General features: G+C 68.5%; 19 protein-coding genes and 1 tRNA gene. 8 read left to right on the top strand and 12 right to left on the bottom strand.

Features of this window, described 5'->3' with window-relative positions:
* Positions 1–142 precede the first annotated feature (142 nt).
* Entirely contained in the window at positions 143–1,318 is a 1,176-nt protein-coding gene (locus O2W20_RS14470) for an acyl-CoA dehydrogenase family protein (RefSeq protein WP_269171476.1), read from the bottom strand.
* Between the two features lie 392 nt (positions 1,319–1,710).
* Between O2W20_RS14470 and O2W20_RS14475 the strand changes: the two genes are divergently transcribed.
* Both O2W20_RS14475 and O2W20_RS14480 read left to right on the top strand, forming a co-directional pair.
* Complete coding sequence (locus O2W20_RS14475; RefSeq protein WP_269171475.1) at positions 1,711–2,814, top strand: zinc-binding dehydrogenase; 1,104 nt, start codon at positions 1,711–1,713, stop codon at positions 2,812–2,814.
* Positions 2,815–2,861: 47 nt separating this feature from the next.
* Positions 2,862–4,382: a CoA-acylating methylmalonate-semialdehyde dehydrogenase gene (locus O2W20_RS14480; protein ID WP_269171474.1), complete on the top strand. Its 1,521-nt coding sequence runs from the start codon at positions 2,862–2,864 to the stop codon at positions 4,380–4,382.
* Between the two features lie 73 nt (positions 4,383–4,455).
* On the opposite strand, the gene O2W20_RS14485 is transcribed toward O2W20_RS14480, so the two are convergent.
* From O2W20_RS14485 to O2W20_RS14505, 5 genes are all read right to left on the bottom strand, one after another.
* Positions 4,456–5,595, bottom strand: coding sequence for an NAD(P)/FAD-dependent oxidoreductase (locus O2W20_RS14485; RefSeq protein WP_269171473.1), 1,140 nt, complete (start codon positions 5,593–5,595; stop codon positions 4,456–4,458).
* Positions 5,592–5,789, bottom strand: coding sequence for a ferredoxin (locus O2W20_RS14490; RefSeq protein WP_036341558.1), 198 nt, complete (start codon positions 5,787–5,789; stop codon positions 5,592–5,594). The genes O2W20_RS14485 and O2W20_RS14490 overlap by 4 nt, the downstream gene beginning before the upstream one ends.
* A 1-nt stretch (position 5,790) precedes the next feature.
* Positions 5,791–6,981, bottom strand: coding sequence for a cytochrome P450 (locus tag O2W20_RS14495; protein WP_269171471.1), 1,191 nt, complete (start codon positions 6,979–6,981; stop codon positions 5,791–5,793).
* A 262-nt stretch (positions 6,982–7,243) separates the two neighbouring features.
* Positions 7,244–7,603, bottom strand: a complete 360-nt coding sequence (locus O2W20_RS14500; RefSeq protein ID WP_269171470.1) for a hypothetical protein — start codon at positions 7,601–7,603, stop codon at positions 7,244–7,246.
* A complete protein-coding gene (locus tag O2W20_RS14505; protein WP_269171469.1) occupies positions 7,600–8,481 on the bottom strand; it encodes an extradiol ring-cleavage dioxygenase in 882 nt (293 codons plus the stop codon). Before O2W20_RS14505 ends, O2W20_RS14500 begins: the two co-directional genes overlap by 4 nt.
* A 517-nt stretch (positions 8,482–8,998) precedes the next feature.
* Between O2W20_RS14505 and O2W20_RS14510 the strand changes: the two genes are divergently transcribed.
* Together O2W20_RS14510 and O2W20_RS22810 are read left to right on the top strand one after the other, a co-directional pair.
* Positions 8,999–9,826, top strand: a complete 828-nt coding sequence (locus O2W20_RS14510; RefSeq protein WP_269171468.1) for an IclR family transcriptional regulator domain-containing protein — start codon at positions 8,999–9,001, stop codon at positions 9,824–9,826.
* Positions 9,827–10,661: 835 nt separating this feature from the next.
* Positions 10,662–10,859, top strand: a complete 198-nt coding sequence (locus O2W20_RS22810) for a helix-turn-helix domain-containing protein (RefSeq protein WP_442928940.1) — start codon at positions 10,662–10,664, stop codon at positions 10,857–10,859.
* Between the two features lie 43 nt (positions 10,860–10,902).
* Here the strand turns inward: O2W20_RS22810 and O2W20_RS14515 are convergent, their stop codons facing one another.
* Positions 10,903–11,613, bottom strand: coding sequence for a TIGR02391 family protein (locus O2W20_RS14515; RefSeq protein ID WP_269171923.1), 711 nt, complete (start codon positions 11,611–11,613; stop codon positions 10,903–10,905).
* Between the two features lie 764 nt (positions 11,614–12,377).
* Here O2W20_RS14515 and O2W20_RS14520 point away from each other — a divergent pair.
* Together O2W20_RS14520 and O2W20_RS14525 are read left to right on the top strand one after the other, a co-directional pair.
* Positions 12,378–12,815 carry a hypothetical protein gene (locus tag O2W20_RS14520; protein ID WP_269171467.1) on the top strand — a complete coding sequence of 146 codons (438 nt, stop codon included), beginning with the start codon at positions 12,378–12,380 and terminating at the stop codon, positions 12,813–12,815.
* 458 nt (positions 12,816–13,273) lie between these two features.
* A complete protein-coding gene (locus O2W20_RS14525) occupies positions 13,274–14,614 on the top strand; it encodes a protein kinase domain-containing protein (RefSeq protein WP_269171466.1) in 1,341 nt (446 codons plus the stop codon).
* A gap of 92 nt (positions 14,615–14,706) precedes the next feature.
* Here O2W20_RS14525 and O2W20_RS14530 read toward each other — a convergent pair whose 3' ends face one another.
* From O2W20_RS14530 to O2W20_RS14550, 5 genes are all read right to left on the bottom strand, one after another.
* Positions 14,707–14,910, bottom strand: a complete 204-nt coding sequence (locus tag O2W20_RS14530) for a hypothetical protein (RefSeq protein WP_269171465.1) — start codon at positions 14,908–14,910, stop codon at positions 14,707–14,709.
* A gap of 348 nt (positions 14,911–15,258) precedes the next feature.
* On the bottom strand, positions 15,259–15,714 hold the full coding sequence (locus O2W20_RS14535) for a hypothetical protein (protein WP_269171464.1): 456 nt from the start codon (positions 15,712–15,714) through the stop codon (positions 15,259–15,261).
* Between the two features lie 12 nt (positions 15,715–15,726).
* Entirely contained in the window at positions 15,727–19,185 is a 3,459-nt protein-coding gene (locus O2W20_RS14540) for a CHAT domain-containing protein (protein ID WP_269171463.1), read from the bottom strand.
* A 1,404-nt stretch (positions 19,186–20,589) separates the two neighbouring features.
* Positions 20,590–21,825 (bottom strand): site-specific integrase, encoded by a 1,236-nt coding sequence (locus tag O2W20_RS14545; protein WP_269171462.1) that lies wholly within the window; start codon positions 21,823–21,825, stop codon positions 20,590–20,592.
* 79 nt (positions 21,826–21,904) lie between these two features.
* Positions 21,905–21,977: transfer RNA gene (locus tag O2W20_RS14550), tRNA-Asn, on the bottom strand.
* Between the two features lie 181 nt (positions 21,978–22,158).
* Between O2W20_RS14550 and O2W20_RS14555 the strand changes: the two genes are divergently transcribed.
* Both O2W20_RS14555 and O2W20_RS14560 read left to right on the top strand, forming a co-directional pair.
* Positions 22,159–23,208, top strand: a complete 1,050-nt coding sequence (locus O2W20_RS14555) for a GGDEF domain-containing protein (protein ID WP_269171461.1) — start codon at positions 22,159–22,161, stop codon at positions 23,206–23,208.
* Between the two features lie 67 nt (positions 23,209–23,275).
* Positions 23,276–23,488: a hypothetical protein gene (locus tag O2W20_RS14560; protein ID WP_269171460.1), complete on the top strand. Its 213-nt coding sequence runs from the start codon at positions 23,276–23,278 to the stop codon at positions 23,486–23,488.
* Positions 23,489–23,495: the final 7 nt, after the last annotated feature.

A 23,495-nucleotide genomic window follows, 5' to 3' on the forward strand; every position in this document is an offset into this window, starting at 1 on the left:
GGCACGGGCCCAGCCACCGTTCGGTGGCTGCCCGCCTCTTCGGCGTGGAGCAGTGGCCCGGGCCCCGACCGTCCGGCTGGTCGGCCACGTGCCGTGCGTGGGTGGCCGGACCGGTCCTGGTCCGGCCACCCACGGTCGACGGTCAGCCCTGCGGCACCAGGTTCATGTAGAGCCAGGTGTGGTCGGGGGCCAGGCCGGCGAGCTGCCTGCCGCAGCCCTCGATGACACCCGGCGCCGAGGTGACGTGCTGGGTGCCGGCGTGCATGTCGCGGAAGTACTGCTGCATCGGGCCGGTGCGCAGGGCCGACGTCCCCGCTGCCCGGTAGACCTCGACGCTGATGGCCTCGGCCGACCAGGTGGCGTTGTACAGGGCGAGGCGCAGCTTGGTGCGCTGGTCGACGCTCAGCTCGCCACCGTTCTGCAGCGTCTCGGTGGCGTCCTGCCAGACCTGCTGCACGAAGGCCTGGGCAGCGTGGTACCTGGCCTCCAGCTCGCCGTACTGGGCCTGGAAGCGGGTGCTGTCGGCCACGGTGCCGGCGCGGCCGGCCTTCGCCCGGACCTGCGTGGCGAGGTCGTCCAGCATGCGACGGGCCACGCCGAGCGCCCAGGCCGAGTGGCCGATGAGCGCGAAGTGCATGATGCCCAGCTTGAAGATCCAGCCACCGCGCTGCGGGGTCTCCGTCGGCCCCTCGTGAGTGAAGTAGGCCGGGACGTAGACGTCGTCGGTGGTGTAGTCGATGCTCCCGGTCGCCTTCAGGCCCATGACGTTCCACGAGTCGTCGGCGAGCGTCGCCTGGTCGACCGGCAGGACGAAGATCAGCGGCTGGCCGGTGTCCTCCACGATGCCGAGGGTGTGGATCCACTGGGCGTGCTTGATGCCGGAGGCGAAGCCCCACTCACCGGACAGCCGGTACCCGTCGCCGGACCGCACCGCCCGGCCCGGGCGGGTGCCCTGCCCGGCGACGACGGGCAGCCGGTCGCCCTTGAACATCTCGGCGACGGCGTCGTCGCTGAGGTAGGCGCCGCCGGTGCCGGTCGCCAGGGACGCGGCCATCAGCACCCACGCGGTCGACGGGTCGGCCTCCGCGATCGTCTGGATGACCTCCAGCGACGCCATCGGGTCGAGCTCCGCACCGCCCAGGGAGACGGGGGTCCACATGCCGAACAGGCGCTTGTCGTGCAGCGCGTCCGCCACCGCGTCGGTCAGTTTGCCGCCGGCCTCGTTGGCAGCAGCCTGCTCCCGGATGAGGGGCGCGATCTCGCGGGCTGCGGCTACGAGGTCCGGTCGATCCGCCGTGTCAGGTGCGGTCGTCGTCATGGTGGCTCCTCTTCTGCTGAGCAAGGCTGTGCGGTCAGGTGGAAGGGCGGTGCGACGGTCGTCCTCAGCGGTGCCCGGAGGCTTGACGGCCGGTCCCGGCCCGTGCGGACTGCCGATGACGAACTGCGTCACCGATGCGCTGTCCGTTGACCGGACAACCATCCGTTCGTAGTCTCAGGGCCCACGCGGAACGTGTCAAGGGCCACACTTCGGCCCGCCTCGATCCCCGCATCTTCCGCTCACTGTGCGTCTTGACACACCACACCGGAGCCCGCAACGTACGACCGATCGGTATGCGGACGGCGCTGCAGCGAGCGGTCCGGCGCACGCCTGAGCGGCACCCTCCGCCAGCCGCCCACCACCTGTTCGTCCACGACCCACGAGGAGCCTTCGTGCGCGCAGCCGTCTTCACCGGCGAGACCCCGAGCCTGACGATCGAGGAGATCCCGCGCCCCACCCCCCGGCGCGGGGAGGTGCTCCTGGAGGTCGCCGCCTGCGGGGTCTGCCACACCGACCTGCACGTGATGAAGCGGGAGGTGGCCTTCCCGACGCCCTGCGTCCTGGGCCACGAGGTGTCCGGCATCGTCGCGGAGATCGGACCGGACGTCTCCACCGTCGCCGTCGGCGACCGGGTGGTCTGCGCGTTCATCATGCCGTGCGGCACCTGCCGGCACTGTGTGCGCGGGCACGAGGACCTCTGCGAGACGTTCTTCGGCTACAACCGGCTGCGGGGGACGCTCTACGACGGCGAGACGCGGCTGGCGCGGGCCGACGGCGACCCCCTCTGGATGTACTCGATGGGCGGGCTCGCCGAGTACTGCGTCGTCCCGGCGACTGACGTCTTCGCCGTGCCCGACGGCCTGGACCTGCACGACGCCGCCGTGCTCGGCTGCAGTGCGTTCACCGCGTTCGGCGCCGTGCACAACGTGGCCGAGCTGCGGCTGGGCGAGACCGTGGCCATCGTCGCGACCGGCGGCATCGGCTCGGCACTCGTCCAGTTCGCCCACGCGGCCGGCGCGGGCACGATCATCGCCGTCGACCGCGCCGCCGACAAGCTCGAGGCGGCGAAGGCGCTCGGTGCCACGCACACGGTGGACGCCTCCACGTGCGACCCCGTCGCAGCCGTCCGGGAGCTCACCGGCGGACGGGGCGTGGACGTGTCCTTCGAGGCGCTCGGGCACCCCAGCACCTTCGCCACCGCGGTCGACGTGCTCGACGACGGCGGCCGGGCGGTCATCGTGGGGATCGCCCCCGCAGGCAGGACCGGAGAGGTCGATCTCGCCCGCATCGTGCGGCGCAAGCTGCGCATCCTCGGTTCCTACGGCGCCCGGGCCCGCAGCGACATGCCGCAGCTCCTCGACCTGGCGGCCCGCGGCGTGATCCGCCCGTCCGAGCTGATCACCCGCCGGTACGGCCTCGCCGAGGCCGACGCCGCCTACCAGGCCCTGTCCCGCGGCGAGGTGGTCGGTCGCGCCGTCGTCGACATGCGCCGCTGACCGACCGTCCGCCCGCTCTCCGCAGCAACCCATCCGAGAGGCAGCACATGAACCAGGACCAGAACAGCACGGACACCCTGCACTGGGTCGGGGGCAAGTCGTGGGAGGGGACGTCGGGCGAGTTCGCCGACCTCCGCGACCCGGCGACCGGCGCCGTCTCCGGGCGGGTGGCCCTCGCCTCGGCCGCGGACGTCGACCAGGCGGTGCAGACGGCCGCCCTGGCCGGACGCGAGTGGGCCGCCACCTCGCTGGCCAAGCGCAGCGCCGTGCTGTTCGCCTTCCGCGAGCTGGTGTCCCGGCACACCGACGAGCTGGCCCGGGTCATCACCGCGCAGCACGGCAAGGTGCTCTCCGACGCCGCCGGCGAGGTGGCCCGCGGCCTGGAGGTCGCCGACTTCGCCTGCGGCATCCCGCACCTCCTCAAGGGCGGCTTCAGCGCGAACGTGTCCACCGGCGTGGACAGCCACTCGATCCGGCAGCCGCTGGGGGTCGTCGCCGGCATCTCGCCGTTCAACTTCCCGGTCATGGTGCCCATGTGGATGCACCCGGTGGCCATCGCCTGCGGCAACGCCTTCGTGCTCAAGCCCAGCGAGCGCGACCCCTCGGTGTCCACGCTGGTCGCCGAGCTGTGGGCGCAGGCCGGGCTCCCCAACGGCGTGTTCAGCGTCGTCAACGGGGACCGGCGTGCCGTCGAGGCCCTGCTGGCCCACCCCGACGTGGCCGCCGTGTCCTTCGTCGGGTCCACCCCCGTCGCCCGGACGGTCGCCCAGGAGGCGGTCGGGCACGGGAAGCGGTTCCAGGCCCTCGGCGGTGCGAAGAACCACATGGTCGTCCTGCCCGACGCCGACGTCGACGCCGCGGCCGACGCGGCCGTCTCGGCCGGCTTCGGCTCGGCCGGGGAGCGCTGCATGGCCGTCTCCGTCGTCGTCGCCGTCGGTGCCGCGGCCGACCCGTTCGTCGCCGCCGTGCAGGACCGGATCGGCCGGCTGCAGGTCGGCCCCGGCACCGAGCCGGGGTCGGACATGGGGCCGCTCATCACCGAGGCCCACCGCGACCGCGTGGCCCGGCTGGTCGGATCGGGCATCGCCGAGGGGGCCGCGCCCGTGGTCGACGGCCGCGACGTCCAGGTGGCCGGCCACCCCGACGGCTTCTGGCTGGGCCCCACCCTGCTGGACCACGTCACGCCGGCGATGGAGGTCTACCGCGAGGAGGTCTTCGGCCCGGTGCTGCAGGTCGTGCGCGTGGAGACCTACGACGAGGCCCTCGCGCTGGTGAACGCCAACCCCTACGGCAACGGGACGGCGATCTTCACCAACGACGGCTGGGCGGCCCGCCGCTTCCAGGAGGAGGTCGAGGTGGGCATGGTCGGCATCAACGTCTCCGTCCCGGTGCCGATGGCCTACTACTCCTTCGGCGGCTGGAAGCAGTCGCTCTTCGGCGACCTGCACGTCCACGGTCAGGAGGGCGTGCAGTTCTACACGCGCGGCAAGGCGGTCACCAGCCGGTGGCTGGCACCGTCCGCCCGGCGCGGCAGCGGCGTGGACCTCGGTTTCCCCACCAACGCCTGAACGCACCGTCCTCCCCGGCCCACGTGGGTCGGGGAGGACGGCGCTTGGTCCGGGTCGGCGACCGGCGGGCCTCCTACGCGGAGGCCAGCAGCTTGCGCAGCTTGGTGATCGACAGCGGGCAGTCGATGCCCGCAGCACCCACCGGTGCGCCGTTCGATCCGCGCCACCGCATCACGGTGCCCGCCGCAGCGGGCAGCTCCTCGGGTGCGTCGTCCCCGACCACCGAGCCGACCAGTTTGACGTGGTGGCCGAACTGCTCGGTCCAGAAGTAGGGGCGCGGCAGGTGGGGCGCGTCCCCGCTGCCCAGCAGCACCTCCACGGCGGTCACCGCCTGGTCGAAGGCGGACTGCCAGTACGGCGTCCGCCGGCAGCCGGACTCCGCCGGGAACGCGACCACGTCACCGGCCGCGACGATGCCCGGCGCGACCCTCAGGTACTCGTCCACCTCGAGGCCGCGCGGGCCGGCCGCCAACCCGCTCCCGGCCAGCCACTCCACGTTCGGCTGGCAGCCGATCGCCACGAAGGCCACGTCGCCGTCGACCCGCCGGCCATCGGCCAGGACGGCGACCGGACGACCGGCCTGGTCCTGCTGCATCTCGCTGACCGGCTGCCGGACGATCTCCACCCCGGCCGCGGTGGCGGCCTCGACGAGGAGGCCACCCAGGTGGGCGCCCAGCAGCGCCTCCATGGGGGGCGTGTCGCTGACCAGCGTCACCTCCGTGCCCAGCTCCCGCCCGACGGAGGCCACCTCCATGCCGAGTGGCCCGCCACCGACGACGAGCAGCCGGGCGCCCTGACGCATCAGCTGCCCCAGCTCCTGCGCGTCACCGAGGTCGCGCAGCGTGTAGACCCGGTCCCCTCCCCCGGGCAGCGTCCGCGCCCGGGCGCCGGTCGCGATGACCAGCCCGTCGTAGCCGACCTCCCGGCCATCGGCCAGGGCGACCGTACGGGCGGCGGGGTCCAGGCCGACCGCCGGCACGCCCAGCAGCAGCTCGACGCCCTCGAGCTCGGGCAGGTACGCCGACTCGGGGACGTCGGTGCCGGTCAGGACCGCCTTGGACAGCGGCGGACGGGCATAGGGCGGGTGGTCCTCACTGCTGATCAGGGTGACCCGCCCGGCGTGCCCCCGGTTGCGGAGGGACCGCGCCGCGGTCGCAGCGGCGATCGAACCCCCGACGATGACGACGTGCCCGTCGGCGGGGACCGGCGTCACTGGACGACTCGGAGCGCGGCCACCGGGCAGGCCGCCGCACCCCGCGCAGCAGCCGTCTGGTGCTCGGCGGGGACGTCCTGCCCCTCGAACTGGTAGATCAGGTCGCCCTCGTCGTCGAGCTCGAAGACGTCGGGGGCCTGGTCCTCGCAGAGGCCGTGCCCCTCGCACCGCTTGTAGTCGACCTCGATCTTCACGTCAGTCCTCCGTGTCGACGGTGACCCGAACTGTGCCGAAGGCCCGGATCAGGTTGTTCAGTGCCCGCTCGGTCTCCCCGAGGTGGAACCTGGTGACCCGCTGGGCGAGGGCGTGCAGGAGCGACTCGGTCTCCATCCGGGCGAGGCCCTGGCCGGCGCAGCCGTGGTCGCCGAGGCCGAAGCCGAGCTGATGGACGGCGTCCCGGCGGGTCACGTCGAACTCGTCGGGCCGCTCGAACTTGCGCTCGTCGCGGTTGGCCGAGGCGTAGATGACCAGCACCCGAGAGCCGGCCGGGATCGGCACGCCGCCGATCTCGGTGTCCTCGTTCGCCAGCCGGCCGAAGGCACGGATCGGCGACTCGATGCGGACGATCTCGTTGACCGCGTTCGGGATCAGACTGGGGTCCTTGCGGAGGAGGTCCCACTGGTCCGGGTGCTGGGAGAACAGCCAGATCGCACTGCCGACCGCGCTGATGGTGGTGTCCAGCGAGGGCGCCAGGTAGTCGAGCATCAGCATCATCGTCTGCTCGGTGGTCACCTCGCCCTTGTCCCGGGCCTCGAGCACCCCGGCGCCGAGGCTGCCGGGCAGGACGTTGCCCGTGCGGACCACCTCGGCCCCGAACGCGGCCATCTCACCGCACTGGGGCATCGCCCGCTGGGCGCGCTCGTTCATCGGCCCGAAGGAGTCGAAGTTGGCGCCGGCCCAGCGCAGCAGGTGCTCCCGGCCCTCCTGCGGCCAGCCGATGAAGTCCGGCACGATCGAGAGCGGGAGTGCCCGGGCGAGGTCCGCGACGGCGTCGAAGGACCTCCGCTCGACCAGCTCGGCCACCAGCTCGTCGGCCCGCTCCCGGACCAGGTCCTTCATCGGCCGCAGGGCACGGGGGGTCAGCCGGTGCGCCACGACCTGACGCAGGTGCGCGTGGAGCTCGCCGTCGCTGGCCAGCGTGCAGCCGAGGATGGCCTCGTTGGCCGGCTCGTTGAGCGCGATGCCGTTGGCAGAACGGAACGTGTCGCTGTCCATGAGGACAGCGCGGGCCTCGTCGTAGCGCGCGACGGCGTAGGCGCCGTGCTTCTCGAGCCACACCGCGGGGCCAAGCTCGCGCAGCGCGCGGTAGTCCTCATAGGGCTCCAGGAGCGCCGCGTCGGTGTAGATGTCCCCGGAGTAGGTCGGGGCGGTCTCCGTGGTGGTCATGTCGCGGGTCCTTCCGAGAGAACAGACAGCTGCGCGTGGACACACGTCCGCGATGCGGACAACGGCGACGATGCACGACGGCGGAACACTGTGTCAAGGACCACACGGAGCCGGCTTCAGGTCCTCGGGGAGCGCCTTCCCGGCAGGCGGGACGAGGCGCCGGGGCGCAGGCCGCCGACGGCTCCGGACGGGTGTCCGAAGCCGTCGGCGGGTGCGCTGCGGACCCCTCTCCTGGGCGGCTCGTCGACCGAGCCGGCGTCGCTCAGGTCGCGATGTCGGGGTAGGGCATGGAGATGTGCTCCATGGCCTTGCCGTAGGCGCGCTGGTACTCCATCGGCCCGTGGTCGCGCTCGAACAGCGCGATGAACAGGGTGAGCGTCAGGAACGGGTGCGCGCCCATCTCGAACAGTGCGACGTGGTCGTGCTCGGCCAGCGCCCGCCGTTCGGCGTCGGTGAAGGCCAGCCAGGTGGTCTTCTCCGCCAGGATGCAGTTCAGGACGGTGTTGGCCATCTCGGCCTCCCACCAGGTGACCGTGCCGGCCGGGTCCTCCCGGTAGCGCTCGGTCAGCTCCGGGTCCCGGTCCACCGTGTAGAGGAACTTGTCCAGCAGGTACTTGCTCATGCCGACACCCCGCTGCCGCTCGGGACCCCGTTGGGGTACCAGGTGAAGTACGCCTCCATGGTGTGGAACAGGTCCAGGGTGTCCACGTGGTCGGCCTTCGCGCCCTCCCCGGCCACGCCCATCATCAGCATGAAGTCCATGAACCCGTGGGTGGCGTTGCCCGGGTGGTGCAGGGACTCCAGGGACACCTCGGCCAGGCAGCCCTCGATGTCACCGCTGGCGATCCACTCGACGGCCTTGCGGTCGAACTCCGGGTCCGGCCCGTGCTCACCGAACTGCCGCGGCCCGCCGAGTTCCAGGGACAGGTGCCCGGTGCCGATCACCGCCACCCGCTTGTCGCTCTCCCAGGACTCCACCATCTCCCGGATCGCCCGGCCCAGCTGCACGAACCGCTTCGGCTGCGGCAGCGGCGGGGCGAAGATGTTGGTGTAGATCGGCACGATCGGCAGGTCCGCCTGCGGGCGCAGCGTGATGATCGGGCAGGTGATGCTGTGGTCGATCCGCAGCTCGTTGCTGAACGCCAGGTCGAAGTCCCGGTCCAGCCCGTCCCGCAGCAGGTGCGCCGCCAGGTCCTCCTCACCGCGCAACGTCATCTTCGGCAGCCCGAACTCCCGCTCCTCGTTGTGGAAGTTCGCGTCGAAGAACGGCGCCTTGCCCACCAGGAACTGCGGCATGTTGTCCAGCCACAGCTGGTGGAAATGGTCGCTGCCGACCATCACCAGGACGTCGGGCTCCGCGCGGGTGAGCGTCTCCCGGAACGCCTCGATCTTCGCCACCCACTCGTCGGCGAACGGCGGCCGATCCGCACCGGTGGCCGTGCTCGCCCGGTAGTAGAAGGGGTGGTGGGTGGACGCGATGACCGCGGCCAGTTCAGCCATGAGGACCTCCATTGGTCTTCGGCTCGGGCAGGTGGAGGGCCGGGCCAGGGTCCCCGAGGAGCCGGCCACCGGGAGACCGGGCGACGACCCACGTCCTCCTTGGTGCGCGAACACCAGGCTGCGGCGCGGTCATCGTCGTACCCTCCCCTTCCCCGACCGGCAGACGGACGCGAGTCCGCTCACTGCTGAATGAGTCTTCCGTCACACTTGCGGGGAGTCAAGCAGCCCGGTTCTTGGCCATGACGAGGGTCGGCGCGGGCCTTGACACGACCCGCCCAGTGCGTCGATCGTCTACCCATCGACCCATCCGGAACCGGCATGCGGACGCAGGTCCGAGCGCTGGAGGGGCTGATGACGAACGTGCACAGCCGGGTGACGACCCCGCCGGGCCCCACGGGGGCTGCGGGGCCATGGACGTCGACGTCCGGCGCGGCGAAGCACAGCGGACTGGCGTGCTGCCACAGTGCGGTGCGCCCACTTTTCCGGTCGGCCGCCAGGTCGGGGAATGAGGGGACACATGGCCGGTCGTGGAGCAGGACCTGACTTCGTAGAAGCGCTGGCACGCGGGCTCGACGTGCTGGCGTGCTTCAGCCCTGCCCACCGCAGCATGTCCCTCACCGAGGTGGCGACGGCGGCAGATCTGGCGCGGCCGACCGCTCGCCGACTGCTCCTCACGCTCGAGGAGCTCGGCTTCGTCCGATCCGTCGGCACGTCGTTCGAGCTGACCCCCAAGGTGCTGACCCTGGGAATGGCCTACATCAACGCACTGGGTCTGTGGGACATCGCCCGACCGCACATGGAAGAGCTGGTCGGACGTACCGGCGAGTCGTCGTCGATGTCCCAGCTGGACGGCTCGGACATCGTCTACGTCGCGCGTGTCTCGGTGCCGAAGCTGATCACCCTCCGCGTGGCGGTCGGGACCCGCTTCCCTGCGGCTCAGACCTCGCAGGGCAAGGTGCTGCTGGCTGCGCTGACCCCGAAGGAGCTGGACGCCACCCTGGCCGAGCCCAGCCGGGCCGGACTCCCGCCGTTCATCGGTCGGTCGACCGAGCAGTTGCGGGATCAGCTCACCGAGGTCCGGGCGCGAGGATGGGCCCTGGCCGACGAGGAGCTCGCACCGGGCATCCGCTCGGTCGCCGTCCCGGTGCGCGACGGGACCGGTGCGGTACGCGCCGCCATGAACGTCACCGTCCATGCGGCGGAGACCTCGATCGACCAGCTCCTGTCCGACCACCTGCCGTTGCTGCAGCGCACGGCCGGCAACGTCAGCGCCGAGTGGGCGCACTGGCAGAGCCAGCCGCTCGTCGAGGTCCCCCGCGAGTCCGACAGCTCCGCCACCGCCTGACCCTCGCCGGACAGGACTCCACGCCCCCGACCCCGGATCGACCAGAAGACTCCTGACGATCCGGGGACCGTGGGCACTCCCCCGACAAGGCCACCGATCGCGGGAGCTCACCGGCGGCTGCGTCACCGCTCTCTCCTGAGAGGGAACGGTGACGGACCCGTGCACCAGTCCCGGACACGAGAAGGCCCCTGACCTGCGTCTCCGCTGGCCAGGGGCTTGCTGTGCTCCCCCGATAGGACTTGAACCTATAACCTGCAATTTGATCTTAACCTAGTTGATCAACGTTGACAATTTGTGATTTATGGCTCCGACCAGCAGTTATACCGTTGGTCGACGTTAGCTGCGTGAGCTCATCTGGGTACGTTTTCGATGAGTAAACGATGCCTGTACGACAAGATTAATTGCACGGCCCGTCGGCGTTTTTCCTCCTGGCACTCTTCCCCGCAGTTGCTTTGGCCGCGGCAAACGAATGTGGAACTCGGCCCCGCGTCGGTTCAGCGGCGCCACGCCACTTACCTTCGTCGGCAGGGCGGGCGCCTGACGCCTCCTCCGGCGGGCCGCCACCCGCCATACGCTGGCCGTGGGAGCCGGGTTCAGCAGTTCGGTGGCACTGCCGACTGCGGGGGGACGGGGTCTGCTGGGCCCGCTCTCATCGACCGACTACGACGCCCGCATCGGGCGCGTGCTGGTGTGTCCCAGAGCAGACCCCGCCGCGACGCCGAGCGTGGCTGCTTCTACGACTGCAACCACGCGCGCTTCCCGAAGACCCTCGCCATCACAACTCCGGTGGTGCGGCGGTTGCGACGTCCGTTGCCGACGATGACGAACAACTTCGATCGCGTCCGCAGCCCGGCAGGCGGCCGCGGCGCGGGGCAAGCACACCGGCCGCCCCCGGGCACTGACCCCAGAGCAGGTGAAGACAGCCCAGCTCATGTGCAAGAGCGGTGTGACGATCTCCGAGATCAGCAAGGCCGTCGGGGCGAGCCGCCCAACCATCCACCGGATCCTCGGCACAGCAGAGACCCCCCGCTAGGCCCTTAGCGCCCGGGTAGACGCCGCACGGGTCCGAGCCCTACTCAGCCGTGGCGGGCGGGACCCGAACAACCTCGCCCCCCTTCGATCATGCGGGCCAAGACGCTGAGGGTCGCGAGCTTCTCCAACGCCTCCTGCTCATCCCACTCCCCGGTCTCGTGCGTCGCCGGGTTTCGGATGTACCCGAAGACTCCCTGGGCCAGGTTGAGTGCACCCTGTTGTAACGCTCGACCGGACCTGCTGGCCATGCTCGCCGCCACCCTGAGTCGGGCAGCGCCCTCGGTTGGCTCGTTGAGGCTGACCGCCTCCTTCATGAGCTCCTGGTCGGCCACGTCGTCGCGGCCCAGGAGGGCCTGCGTCTGAGCGGAGATGACCCCAGCGGCAGCGCTCACGGCCTGCCGGTGGTGACCGTCGTTCCAGAGGGAGCCAGCCGAGTCCCACACCCACGGGTGCAGCCGCGTCGCGCTCAGGGACGGCCCGGGTGACTGGATCGATGCGATGAGCTGCCGGTCCCGGAGCTTGCCGTAGGCGCGCATGCAGTAGGGCCGGTAGCCCAGGTAGGCCTGACCTGGGTGCCCACCCCAGGAACTCGGATCAGGCTTGTAGGGCAGCTCCTCCAAGGACTCCAGGATGGTCTCCACGAGCGGGGCCCTCGTCATCAATTCTTCGAGGGCATCCCCGATCTCGGACTCGGAACCCTCGTGCTGCTCGATCATGTGGATGGTGGCCGCGAACTTCTCGACCGCATCTCGCATCGACCGCACACGCTGCACCTCCAGCGCGACTTGCGAGCGAGGCCTTTGCACGCGTCTGGGCACGGGCACGTCCTCCTCCGTCTGAACGAAGAACGGACGGTACCGAGCCGGTCGACACACCCCCCCAGACGCACCTGGACTGTCGGTACCCCGGGTCACGATGGGTCATGGATCCGGAGACCCCCAGTCGTCGGCGGGGGGTCCGCTCTAATTCGCCAACGTCCGTTTGTCCTGGTCAGCGGCTCGGTCGGTCTTCGGCGTACGACCGCGGACGAGGGCGGACGGACTCGAATGGTGGTCAAAATGGTGGTCAAACGAGCCCATTGCGCCGACCGCTGCGCGAGCCGGTCGAGCACCTAGAAGGTCGCTGACGCCGGCCCCAGGAGCCGCTCGGTGCAGCCAGGTGCGTGCTGACCCGTTCGTCACCCAGCGCGCCGGCTGCGACCGACACGAGTAGCAAGCTGCCGCCGGCGATGCGGCGGCCGCACGCCTCAGTCCAGACCGGACGGCCGACCCGCGCGCTCGGTCGCTGCCACAGCTCTCGCCGTGTCAGGTCGAGGCCTCGTCGGACGCACTGAGCGCATCGGTCAGCCTGTCGTTCGCTACTCACATGCAGCCTTCGCTGACGCGCCGCCGCCCACTCTCGGCTACGCGCAGCAGCGCCGAACCCGACGGCGACCGAGGCCTCCCTAATCGAGGTGTCACTACTCAATCTCCCCGGCGCCTGCTCCCGACGCGAGCACCAGTTGCCGGGAGGAGCACCGATGCCGAGCCACGCCCACGAGGCGATTCCGCACGACGTCTCGACCAACACACCGAGCGATCCGTCGCAGTCCCTCGTGGCCGACCCTAAGGAGCTCGACGCGGCGGCCAACCGACATCGGCTATGCGTGGCCCTGGTCAGCGCCTACAGCGGCGACACATACCGGCTGCTGACCGACCTGGCTGACTTGCTCGAAGCGAGCGTCGCCTACATCGATCGCCACACCGTCGAGGCCCACATTGAACGGTCACTGTCCAACCCCGCGTGGTCGGCCATCGCCTCCCGGCTCACCGCGATGGCGTTCGACGAGCACATTGGGGACGCCGGCACGATCCGCACCGACTGGATCGACGACGTACTGCTCCAAGCCGGCGTTCCCGGCCGAATACCAGAGAACAGCCGCCCCCCGGTCTTACCCCGGCATCCGCGCTGGCGATGAGGACCACCCGGACCTGCTCGAGCTGCGGCTACACCGCCGACTACGCCAGCACGCCGCTGGCCGATGCCCACCATCCCCGACACTCCTGCGCCAAGCACCGGCTGGCTCTAGAACGGACCGCCCGGCGCGCGGGCCGTGCCGGCACGCGCACCACGCGCGTGTGCAGCCATGCAGGGCGCCGGCACGTCCACGGCACCAGGGCCGCCTACGTCAAGGACCGGTGCCGCTGCACGGCGTGCACCGCTCCGAACACCGCGGCCTCGCGCGCCGCCAACCGAGAACGCGCCTATGCGAACGACCAAGCGCACCGTTGCCCGACGACGCGCTCAGGACAAAGGTCAGGCTCTGAACGGACAGCGCGGGAAGGCGCGGCCGATTTAAGCTGACTGTGTCGCTGGGCTCGCCGCCCCGTGACGGGTCAGCACCACAACCGGCGGCCTCGAAGCGAGGAGCATCAGGTGACGATCACTACGGGTGCTCTGCTCGGAGGGCGCTACACGGCGGTGGCGTTGCGCGCCCGGGGCGGCATGGGTGAGGTCTGGACCGCGCATGACCGCGTACTGGACCGGCAGGTCGCAGCGAAGGTGATGCGCATGGAGTACGTCGGTGACCCGATGTTCCTTACCCGATGGCGCCGCGAGGCACAGAACGCTGCCCGCCTGGCCCATCCCAGCATCGCGGCAGTCCACGACTACGGCGAAGACACAACGGCTGACGGCGGCCGCGCTGCCTACATGATCATGGAGTTGGTCCCGGGATCGTCGCTGGCCTCGCTCCTGGCGACCCGCCACCGGCTGACACCGAGCGAAACACTCGTCATCATGCGCCAAGCGGCAGCAGGGCTTGCCGCCGCCCACCAGATGGGGATCGTTCACCGGGATGTGAAGCCGGGCAACCTGATGGTCCAGCCCAACGGCGTCGTGAAGTTGACCGACTTCGGTATCGCCTTGGCGCGCGACTCAACGGCGCTTACGGCCGAAGGTCAAGTACTCGGCACAGCCCAGTATGTGTCTCCAGAACAAGCCAGGGGCGAGAAGGCGACAGAGCACTCCGACGTGTACGCCCTCGGCGTCGTGGGCTTCGAGTCCCTTGCAGGGTACCGGCCATTCGAATCCGACAACCGTGTCGAAGTGCTCCGCATGCACCTGGAGCGGAATCCGCCGCCGCTACCGAATGACGTGCCGCGCCCTGTCCGCGACCTCATTCTTAAGGCGCTGCATAAGACCCCGGCGAACCGGTACGCCGGTGCCGCTGCCTTCGGTGAGGCAATCGAGCAGGTGTTGGCGGGACTGAGCGAAACCCGGTCTCCAGTCACAGAGGTGGACCCGAGGCAGCAGTCCGGCCGGACACACACCGCCGTACTCCCGCCGATTCCCCCGCCACGCGTCACCACGCCAGATCAGAAAATGGATGCCCGCCCTGATGAGCCACCGCAGTCACCGATCGACCTCGGCCCAGTAGTACAAGCTGATGTTGGCCAGAGCGGTAGTGCGATCACCGCAACGCGCAGGCCCCCGCAGGCCAGCCAAGGCGGCCCGCCGTACACGCGTCGCCCTCCGAGCCGTCGGCCATCCCCTCCAGAGACACTCGTCTACATCGAACCCGGGTATGCCTGGGTGATTGTAATTCTCATGATCACAGCCTGTTGGACCGGGTTCTACCCACCCGGCGATGTGTACGCCGACTTTGGGCCCTTCGGTCCGATCCAAGATGCAATGTTTACTCGGACCAAGGGGGAACGAGACTCCATACGTGCTCGGATGGACGCCGAAAATGTTCAAGTCGCAAAGGACCTGTAGCCCGCTGCGGCCCAGGGGTGGGAACACGCGAACGAGGGATCGTTAGGAGCTTGGCCGCAGTGCTTCGTCGCGTGCGACGAAGTCAGCGTGGGTCAGCAGACAGAAGGACCAGCGAGGATTACGCGCGCGGTGAGTTTGGTCTGCCACGCGATGCGCAGCAGGCATGCGGCCTCGCGGGTCAGCTGCCGTCGAGGGCCACGCGGCGGGATGCCGACGATGTGGGCAACCTCCGCGTCGACGGTCGCGCCGCCCGGCCCGGCGGCCACCCGGGCGTAGCGCCGGTTGCCGTTGAGCACGTTCGCGATCGCGATGAAAGGGGCGACCGCGGCGCGGAAATGCCCGCCCCCTCAATGTCATGCTTTGCACAGCTACTGAGCCAGCGGACGACCATCTGGTTCGGGACGACTGACAGCTGCCAGGCGCGGTGAGTCCCACTGTGGTCACGAGCACTCCGCCCGAGAGCCGACTCGGGAGGGGACTGGCTGCTGACGCCACCGATCTATCCCTGTCGATGGGGGCGAGGTCGTAGTTAAAGCACCGGGCCATTACGTTGCCCACTCCAAGCGCCACACGCATCGTCGACTCGGCCATCGACGGCATCCTCTGAAGCGCACGTCCGCCGATCAGCACCATGCCGCTCCTCGCTACGACCCGCCGTCCTTGGTCGCTTCTATGCCTTGTCGGCTTTCAGACCCCAACACATCGGGGATCGACTTCAGCGCCGCCTGTACATCCCCCATCGATCCATTCACCACGACCTTAATTGTTCGTCCTCCACCCCGCACCGCGACAACGCACCGCACGCCCTTCGACGCAATCCGGCGACCGAGGACTGCGACGACGCCGTCCCACAACGCGGACCCAGCCGCCCCCAACAGTATTTGAACCGCTGGATCAGATAGAGCAAGCCAAACTTCCTGCGCAGCGGATGACCGCGTCACCAGACCATGACTTCTCTGCACGACCGACGGGAGCCCCGCGTCGCGCAACTCCTCACTGAGTGAATCAGCCTCCACCGAGGTCATTAATTCCACAGGAACCATTAAGCGGGAAACCATTCCTCCCTGATCACCGATGGCCTCGTCGTTGACTTCGCTCATTGCCACTCCTAGTCATCGTCCGCCGACATATGTGAATCCGGCCCATAACGAGGGATGGGCGAACTCGCCGACATGGTTCGGTACGGGTGAGGAGAGCGGCCCAGCACTCCGTTCACCACCGTGCATTCGAAGCCATACCTGCGAGTCTCGCAACGCGACGGACGGAGATGCACCTTCCTCCATGCGCCTGTAAAACTCTGTCATGAGGAGATGCGTGGCGACGTCGGACACCCTCCACAGGGAGGCCACAACAGCAGTAGAGCCTGCAACAAGCAACGCACTACTTAGAGCCACCAGTTCATCCGGGATGCGAGGACCGGGGAATCCGCTCTCACACGCCGCCAGCACGGCCAAGTCCAACTCACCCCGCGTCACGCCTAACAGTTGTCGGACACTCAGCTTATCCTCGCCTGCGAGGATGAACGCACTGCTGAGCGGCTCCCACAGATTTGCCTCGGCATGGCAGGCGAAGTGAACGAGTTGGACCCCTCGCATCTCAGTTAGGACGTTGTCTACAGTCGCGTCGGCACCACTCAGGCCTACGACTTCCCTGGAGCCCAATAGGGCACGCGCTTCCTCGTCGGCCCCGCGCAACTTCTCGTGGTTGGGCTGATCGGGCGAGTACACTACCAGCGATTTGCGATTAAGCAGGTGCCGGGACCGACCGGAGGTCGTCGGCCGACTCTTACCACTCGGGACGTAGCGCCACACCAATCCTTCATCCGCGAATACTCGACCCCTCGGACTATCAGTCGAGGCTGCGTGTAGCGGCAGAAGGGCGAGAAGACCTGTCGCGACGACGTCAACCGATTCGCAATCCGCAGCCAATTTCAAGAACGGCCCGACCGCCGCCTTCCAGAGCCACTTCAGGCAGTCGTCGAGAGTTCCTTCCCATGCCGGGAAATTGTTCTCGCGGTCATCTAGCAACCTGGAGACGAAAGCAAGAACCCCAGGGGCAGTGAAGTCCGGCAACTCTTGGGGACTGAGACATTGAATGCCAGTCGGCCGAACAAGCAAGATGAGCCCGCCTGTCTCGCCGGCGACAAAATATGCGAGGGGCGCTACTCCTGAAGCGCCACAGACATCCTCCCAACTAGTCGGCGCCAGGAAGTCAGACATTTCAGGAAGACGTCGGATGTTCTGAAGGATGCTTTCCAACTCTCGCTGCGCCTGCCGCGCACTGTCGTAGGTTTCCCGGCGGAGGCTCGTATAGTCGGAAGTGAGCTTGTCTGCGATCAACGTCACGTCCAAGGCATTGACCCGCTCCACCGCCGCCCGGAACGCTTCTCCAAGTCCTGAATGGCCTCGGCGTGCAAATTCTTCCAGGTCAGCCCCATCACGGTCGAGTCGCTCTGACAGGAGGCGAACACGCCCCGACTCGAGAGCAAGGACAGCAGCCTGGTAATCAGCTACGCGCGCAAAGGCGAAGGCCGCATCGACGAAGATTGTGCGCGTATTCGAAAGCCACGCCTCCTTGTCCTCTCGCAGTACCTGTGCTTGGTAAACGCGACGCTCTGCCTCAAGTGCACACTTGTAGGCGTGTGCAGCTGCTGAACTGTCGCCTACGGCTTCGCAACGACTCGCCAATGCGATCGCGGCCGCAAGCGCCGCCGATGCAAAACCGTCGAGCGACGTTTCATAGACCTCTAACCATGCTGCTTTCGCCTTCTCGTCATCACTAGGGCTGCCGGTTGCATCAGCGCGTGCCGAGAGAGCGTGGCCCAGTTCGATCAAAGCCGCGTAATGATCTCCGGACGCCAGGGGGGCGAGTTCTGCAGCGTGGCTCGCCAGCTCTACGGCGCGGTCTGCGTCTCCAGCTTTCCCATCCCTCCTGAAGCGCGCCACCAGAGCTTCAACCGCTTGAGCCTGGATGAGGGGCCTGCTTGAAGACGTCGAGCCGGCTCGTTCGAGAGCTTCACCGAAGTACTCCAGCGCCGCATCGAGATCCTCAGCGTATTCTCCCAGCCAGTACCTGGTCATCAACGAAGAGGCCAAGTTACTTAGATGAACCGGAAGTCCTTCGGATTGATCGGGTGCAGCTTCAACCGCACTATGGAAGTGATTGATCGCACCCGCGAGATCCCTGCGGTCTCGGTGTATTTCGTATCTGTAGTCATGCGCACTGGCGAGGGTGGAAAAGTATACTTCTCGATCTGCATCCATCGGATGAGCCAACTCTACGGCCTTACTAGCGAAACCAATCGCTTCCTCCAGCGCGGCGAGCGATCCTTCAGCCCGATAGGACTTCTGCAGCGCTAGCGCCAAGTTAGATAACCGCCCAGGCTTACGGATGTCCTGGTCACTCGTTCGTTCAGTGGCGATTCGCAAGAGGTCAACGGCTTCATGACGCGTTTCCGGCACCCCATCGATATCGTGACGCGCCAGCAGTGCTGCTCCCAGGGTCCCTGCATGTAGAGCGTAGGATTGGTGGCCCGCTGGACATGCCTCGAAGCCTTGCCGAGCCACCGTGACAGCCTCATTGATAAGGTTGCCGCTGGAGGTCATTGCCGCAGCGGCGAGCAGGGTCAGCGCCAGGTCATTCGCAACCTCGAAAACTGTCGCCGGAGCTTGCTGTATCGCCAACTCCAATGCGTTACGATGAAGGCCCAATGCCCGCCAGAGGTCACTTGGCTCATGGGCGTCCGCCCTCTGCTGCCTTTCCCGCAGCAGGGTTCCAAGGTTTGCAAGACGGCCAGGGAGTTGTCGGGCGTCCTCGGGGGTAGTAGCCACGCATACCTCGGCATCGTTCACTGCCTCATTGAGTAGAGTCGCCTCCCCAGTTACGCGGTATTGTCGAAAAAGAGCTTGCGCAAGGTTTCCATGCGTTGATGGTCTAGCGGCGCCGCCATCGGCGACGGCGCGCCGGTAGGATTTGACCGCTTCCTCTAGATCGACTACTTTCCCATTCCTGAGAAACGACTGCATCAGGGCGTTGCCGAGGCCTTCATGAGCAACGCTGCTCTCGACTGTCCCGACATCCGTGGCAGCCGCCATGCTCCTCATGCTTTCGATGACCGAGTCGCTACTAGATGGATCGCTAGTCCAGTCTGCCCTAATCATCTCGTTAGTCGTAAGGGTATGCTGGAACGACCGTCGCAGCGGGCTGCCAGGAAGGGAATTAAGAAGACCCCTTTGTGCCCAGTCTATGGATTCACGAAGCGCCTGCCACGATTGAGTGCTGGTAGCCAAGCGAGTCAATGCTAGGCTCAGCCGGAACTCCAGCTCTCGTCGCATTCGCGGAGGTGCTAGGAACAACTCCCGGTCCGCCAACGCTCGCTGGATAAGGCCTATTGCCTTCTTTAATTCCGGAACGGAAGCGTGTCGCTCGAGGCCGGCCTCAGACTCAATCATGCCGTAGCGCACAACGTGCAGGGACTCCACATCAACGTAGCGACGGCTGATGGCTTCAAGGATCCCGAATGAGCGGCAGTCAGCTAGGAGTCCCGCGATCGCGTTCAGCTCTACCCGCAAGCGTGCCTGCTCGCGCGACAGCGAGAAGCTTAGTGCCCGCACGTTTGTTTCGAGCTGCGGGTCGAGCACCCAAGCCGAGGCAAAGTCGCACGCGGTGAAGACGTGCTCCCACGTGGCACCGTCGTGTATTGCGACAATGACCGGATCGACTCCCTCCAGGTCAGGACTTCCCGCGTTGTCAGGCATGGCGTGGCACTGCGGACCTCAACGTTGTGACGCACTGCGCGTTCATTCAGAGCCCGCCGATCTCGGGAGACAGCCGAGTTTGACTCGCCGTTGCGGCTGTTCCGGGCTGGGGGGCTTCGTGTCGGAACTTCCAGCTTCGGCGGGTATTGGCGGAGCTTCGGCCGCGTGCTGACCCATGGACGACGCCTCCTAACCTGAGGCTCACCATGACACCATCATCAGGGCGCGATGCCTAGCCTGCGTTGCTCGCGAGGAGGCTCCGTTGACGATCGCTGCAAACGAATTGCGGAGCCCTGCCCCCGCTGCCTGTGTGGCTGCAGCTCAGGACTGCCTTGCACGAAGGCGTTCATAGGGAGTCGCAAGGAGCGCCGAGGTGAGACCGGTAGATGACGGCTCTAGGAAGGTAGCCCGTCGCAGTACTGCATGCGCCGAAGGACAACCGGGGCTGTGCGTCCTCGACCGCGTCCACCGTCGCCGTGGTCGTCACTAACCGGCGGGACGCGGCAGGAGCCTCCGCATGGCCATCCACGGGACTTTTTGACGCGGGCCTTTACCTCGGTGGCGGGGGTTGGGCCAAGGTCAGGGCCTCGTTGACGATGCGTACCGCCCGAGGGTCGCCTCCGTGCAGCGCGAGAAGGTCGGTCGCCACCGCGCCCGCGAGAACTTAAGCTACGAGGGCCGCCCTGAGTGAGTCACCCTTGAGACGCGCACATCTTCGGCGGACAAGTGGTCACGCGCGTCCTGGACCCATGGAAGGCGAGGTCACCGGATTTCCGAACGAGGTTGTCTTCCCGGACGTCGTCGGGATGGTCGTGCAGGAGGCGCGCGCTGTGGCTCAGACAGCCGGCGTCGTGTTGGCCCGACGTGCTTCGGACGGCCTACCGCTGAGCGTCCTTACCTGGCGTCTCCCCGTCATCGTGACGAGTGGAAGCCCGCCCGCCGGGACTCAGATGCGCCGGCACCACTCTGTCGTAGTGACTTACGGCTGCGCGCTGAGCGGCGTGCGTGAGCCGCGCCGCCCGGTTCCTCGCCGCCTGGCGGATCGGCCGAGTTCGACCCTGATAAGGACCGCCCCGAAGCCTGACGAGGATGTCCGTACATGGGCCGCTCAGGGACATCCCAAGGCCCTGCTCGATCTGCATCAGCGGGGTGACGTTCACGGTCGCGGTACGAGTCAGCGTTGATCGGATCGCCTGCCCACCGGAGCGGACGACCCGATCAACGGCCGAGCACGCGGGCTGCCTCTGCGCTGACGACCTGGCGGCCGAAGTAGACGTCGAGCGTCATCGACGGGTTGGCGTGACCGAGCTGGTCGGCCACTTGGCGCGGGCTGAACCCTGCCTCGTCCAGCCGGGTGGCCACCGTCTTGCGGAAGGTGTGCGAGGTGACCCACGACCACGGCCCCTCGGCGCAGCGGACCGGGCGACCGGCCGCGGTCCGGTTCGCCGCCGGCTGGAAGCCGGTCCCGTCGCAGACCTCGCACTCGAAGGAGTCCAGCAGCTGGCGCAGGTCACCCGACACGCTGTTCGGGTCGCGTAGCGTCCCGGCGAACGGCGCGGGGAAGACCAGCTCGGTGTCCGGCCGGTGGGGTGACGCAAGCCGGCGGCGCACCATGTCCACCGCGAACTCGGGCACCGCGATGATCCGCCAACCGGCGGCGGTCTTGGTCCGCGACTGCACGACCATGCCCTGGTTGGGCACCCGCACCGCGGTGGCGTTGACCTCCCACGTGCCGGCGTTCAGGTCCAGCAGCGGCCGGCCGGCGGTCTCCCCCGTCCGCAGCGCCACCGCTTCCCCGATCCGAGCGCCGGTGGCCAGCATCCAGTCGACGATGTCGGGGAGATCCAGTTCGGCCGCGCGCGGGCTGGAGTGGAACAGCTCGACCAGCCGGGTGGTCTGCTCGGCGGTCAGCGCCCGAGGTGCCTTCTTGGCGGTGGTGTCCATCCGGACGGTCGCGTCGCGCACGGGGTTGGCACCGATGGCGCCGTCGTCGATGGCGAGGGAGAAAATGCCGGACAGGCAGGCGCGGGCGGTCTTGGCCGCACCGGGCCCGCTGGCCTTGGCGATCGCGGTGAGCGCTCGGCCGACCCGGCCGGGGGTGACCTCCTGCAGCGTCAGCTGGCCGAAGGCGGGGAGCACCGAGGTGCGGATGACCGAGCGGTAGGTGCGCTCGGTGCCGGTGGACCAGCCGTGGTCAGCAGCCAGCCACGCCTCGACGAGCGCGGAGACGCGAGAGCTCGCGGTGATCACCCCGGCTCCCCCGGGGCCGCGGCGGGCGGCCAGCTCGGTCTTCAGCGCCCGCTCGGCGGCGGCACGGCTGACCCCGGTCTTGGAGACCAGGCGGGTGCGACCGTCGAAGTCGCGAAAGCGGGCGCGGGCCTGCACCTCGCCGCTCGGCAGGAGCAGGAAGCCGATCTTGCCGAACGTGCCCACCAGCAGCGGTGGTCGTCCCATGCGGCACCTGCCCTCATCGGTTTCCGATGAGTTGATGATGCCTGGTGCGACGCTCCAGAGCCATGAGCCCTGGTCAAAGCTCCCCCGATAGGACTTGAACCTATAACCCTGCGATTAACAGTCGCATGCTCTGCCAATTGAGCTACGGGGGATCGGCGGGTGGTGCCCGCGCGCCCACAGAGATTACCCCACCCCCGACCCGGCGATGGGCCGGGGGTGGCATCCGGCGGGTCGCGTCCTCGGCCACCCACCCGGGTGAGTTCGCTCAACGCACGCGGAGCCGGTGCCGATGCTGTCTGCATGCGGGAGCTGGGCGAGCGAGCGGTGGCACGCGTGAGCCGCCACATCGAGTGGCGCGCCGTCACGCTCCTCGCCATCTGCCTGACCGGCAGCATCCCGCTGTTCGTGGTGAGCGGCTTCCAACGCTCGGTCGGGGCGCACGCCGACGCCAAGCTCGCCGCCCTCGGCGCCTCGATCTGGGGGTGCATGGCCGGCTACGTCGCCCTCCGCCGCCGGCTGGGGCCCCGGGACGGCGCCGTCATCATCGGCGCGGCCAGCACGGTGATGATCGTCGAGGGGCTCTGCCAGCAGGAGATCACCATCCGCTGGCTGTGCGCTGCGGCGCTGGTCGTCGTGCCGGTGGCCGCCGCGATGCTGCTCCGGAGCCGGGGCGTGGCCGCCACCACGGCGGTCGCGCTGGCGGGTGTAGTCGCGATCAGCCTGACCCTGCCCACCCCTCCGCTGCTCCGGGTCTACTCCGCGCTGACGATGGCCGTCATGGTGCTGGCGCCGATCACCGTGGTCACGCTGCTGGTGCGGCGCATGCAGGCCGCCCGCGACCTGGCCCGCACCCTGGCGGTCACCGACCCGCTGACCGGGCTGTCCAACCGCCGCGGCATCGAGGTCCGGGCCGGGTCGATCGTGGCGTCCGCCGCTGCGGCGGGCGAGCAGGTGACCGTGATGGTGCTGGACCTCGACCACTTCAAGACGGTGAACGACACCCACGGGCACGCCGTCGGCGACCGGGTGCTGACCGAGGTGGCCGACGCGATGACCCGGATCGCCCGCGCCGACGACCTGCTCGTGCGCCTCGGCGGGGAGGAGCTGGGCTGGGTCGCCCACTTCCCCGGACCGGAGGAGGTCACCCGGGCCGCCGAACGACTGCACGCGGCCGTGCGGGACCGGTCGGTCCCTGACCTGCCTCCGGTGACGGTCAGCATCGGGGTCGTGAGCGCAGACCCTGCGCCCGGCCAGGAACCCGTCGAGACGGTCCTCTCGCTGCTCAGCACCGCCGACCGCGCGCTCTACGAGGCGAAGCGGGCCGGCCGCGACCGGATCGCCTACGCGCCGGGCCACCCGCGCGCACTGACCTCGACGTCCTGAGCTCGACGGGTCGGAACCGGGCAGGGCCGGTAGCGTGATCACTTCCGCCCAACCCAGGAGGTCCCCCGTGGCCAAGCTGTCCTTCATCGCCGGCTTCGGCGCCGGCTACGTCCTCGGCGCCAAGGCCGGTCGTGAGCGTTACGAGCAGATCCGCCGGCTCTACAACCACGCCAAGGACGACCCGCGCCTGCAGACCGCGGCCGGCATGGCGCAGGCCCGCGCCGACGCCGCCGTCGACTCCGTCAAGGCGCGGCTGGGCAACGAGACCGGCAGCAACTGACCCGGGG

The organism is Modestobacter sp. VKM Ac-2982, assembly GCF_026967935.1.
Lineage (GTDB): Bacteria > Actinomycetota > Actinomycetes > Mycobacteriales > Geodermatophilaceae > Modestobacter.

Bases quoted from the DNA above. Each gene is read 5' to 3' on its own strand.
- O2W20_RS14470 (WP_269171476.1), bottom strand. From the start codon at position 1,318: ATGACGACGACCGCACCTGACACGGCGGATCGACCGGACCTCGTAGCC.
- O2W20_RS14480 (WP_269171474.1), top strand. From the start codon at position 2,862: ATGAACCAGGACCAGAACAGCACGGACACCCTGCACTGGGTCGGGGGC.
- O2W20_RS14495 (WP_269171471.1), bottom strand. From the start codon at position 6,981: ATGACCACCACGGAGACCGCCCCGACCTACTCCGGGGACATCTACACC.
- O2W20_RS14500 (WP_269171470.1), bottom strand. From the start codon at position 7,603: ATGAGCAAGTACCTGCTGGACAAGTTCCTCTACACGGTGGACCGGGAC.
- O2W20_RS14505 (WP_269171469.1), bottom strand. From the start codon at position 8,481: ATGGCTGAACTGGCCGCGGTCATCGCGTCCACCCACCACCCCTTCTAC.
- O2W20_RS14510 (WP_269171468.1), top strand. From the start codon at position 8,999: ATGGCCGGTCGTGGAGCAGGACCTGACTTCGTAGAAGCGCTGGCACGC.
- O2W20_RS14515 (WP_269171923.1), bottom strand. From the start codon at position 11,613: ATGCGAGATGCGGTCGAGAAGTTCGCGGCCACCATCCACATGATCGAG.
- O2W20_RS14520 (WP_269171467.1), top strand. From the start codon at position 12,378: ATGCCGAGCCACGCCCACGAGGCGATTCCGCACGACGTCTCGACCAAC.
- O2W20_RS14535 (WP_269171464.1), bottom strand. From the start codon at position 15,714: ATGAGCGAAGTCAACGACGAGGCCATCGGTGATCAGGGAGGAATGGTT.
- O2W20_RS14545 (WP_269171462.1), bottom strand. From the start codon at position 21,825: ATGGGACGACCACCGCTGCTGGTGGGCACGTTCGGCAAGATCGGCTTC.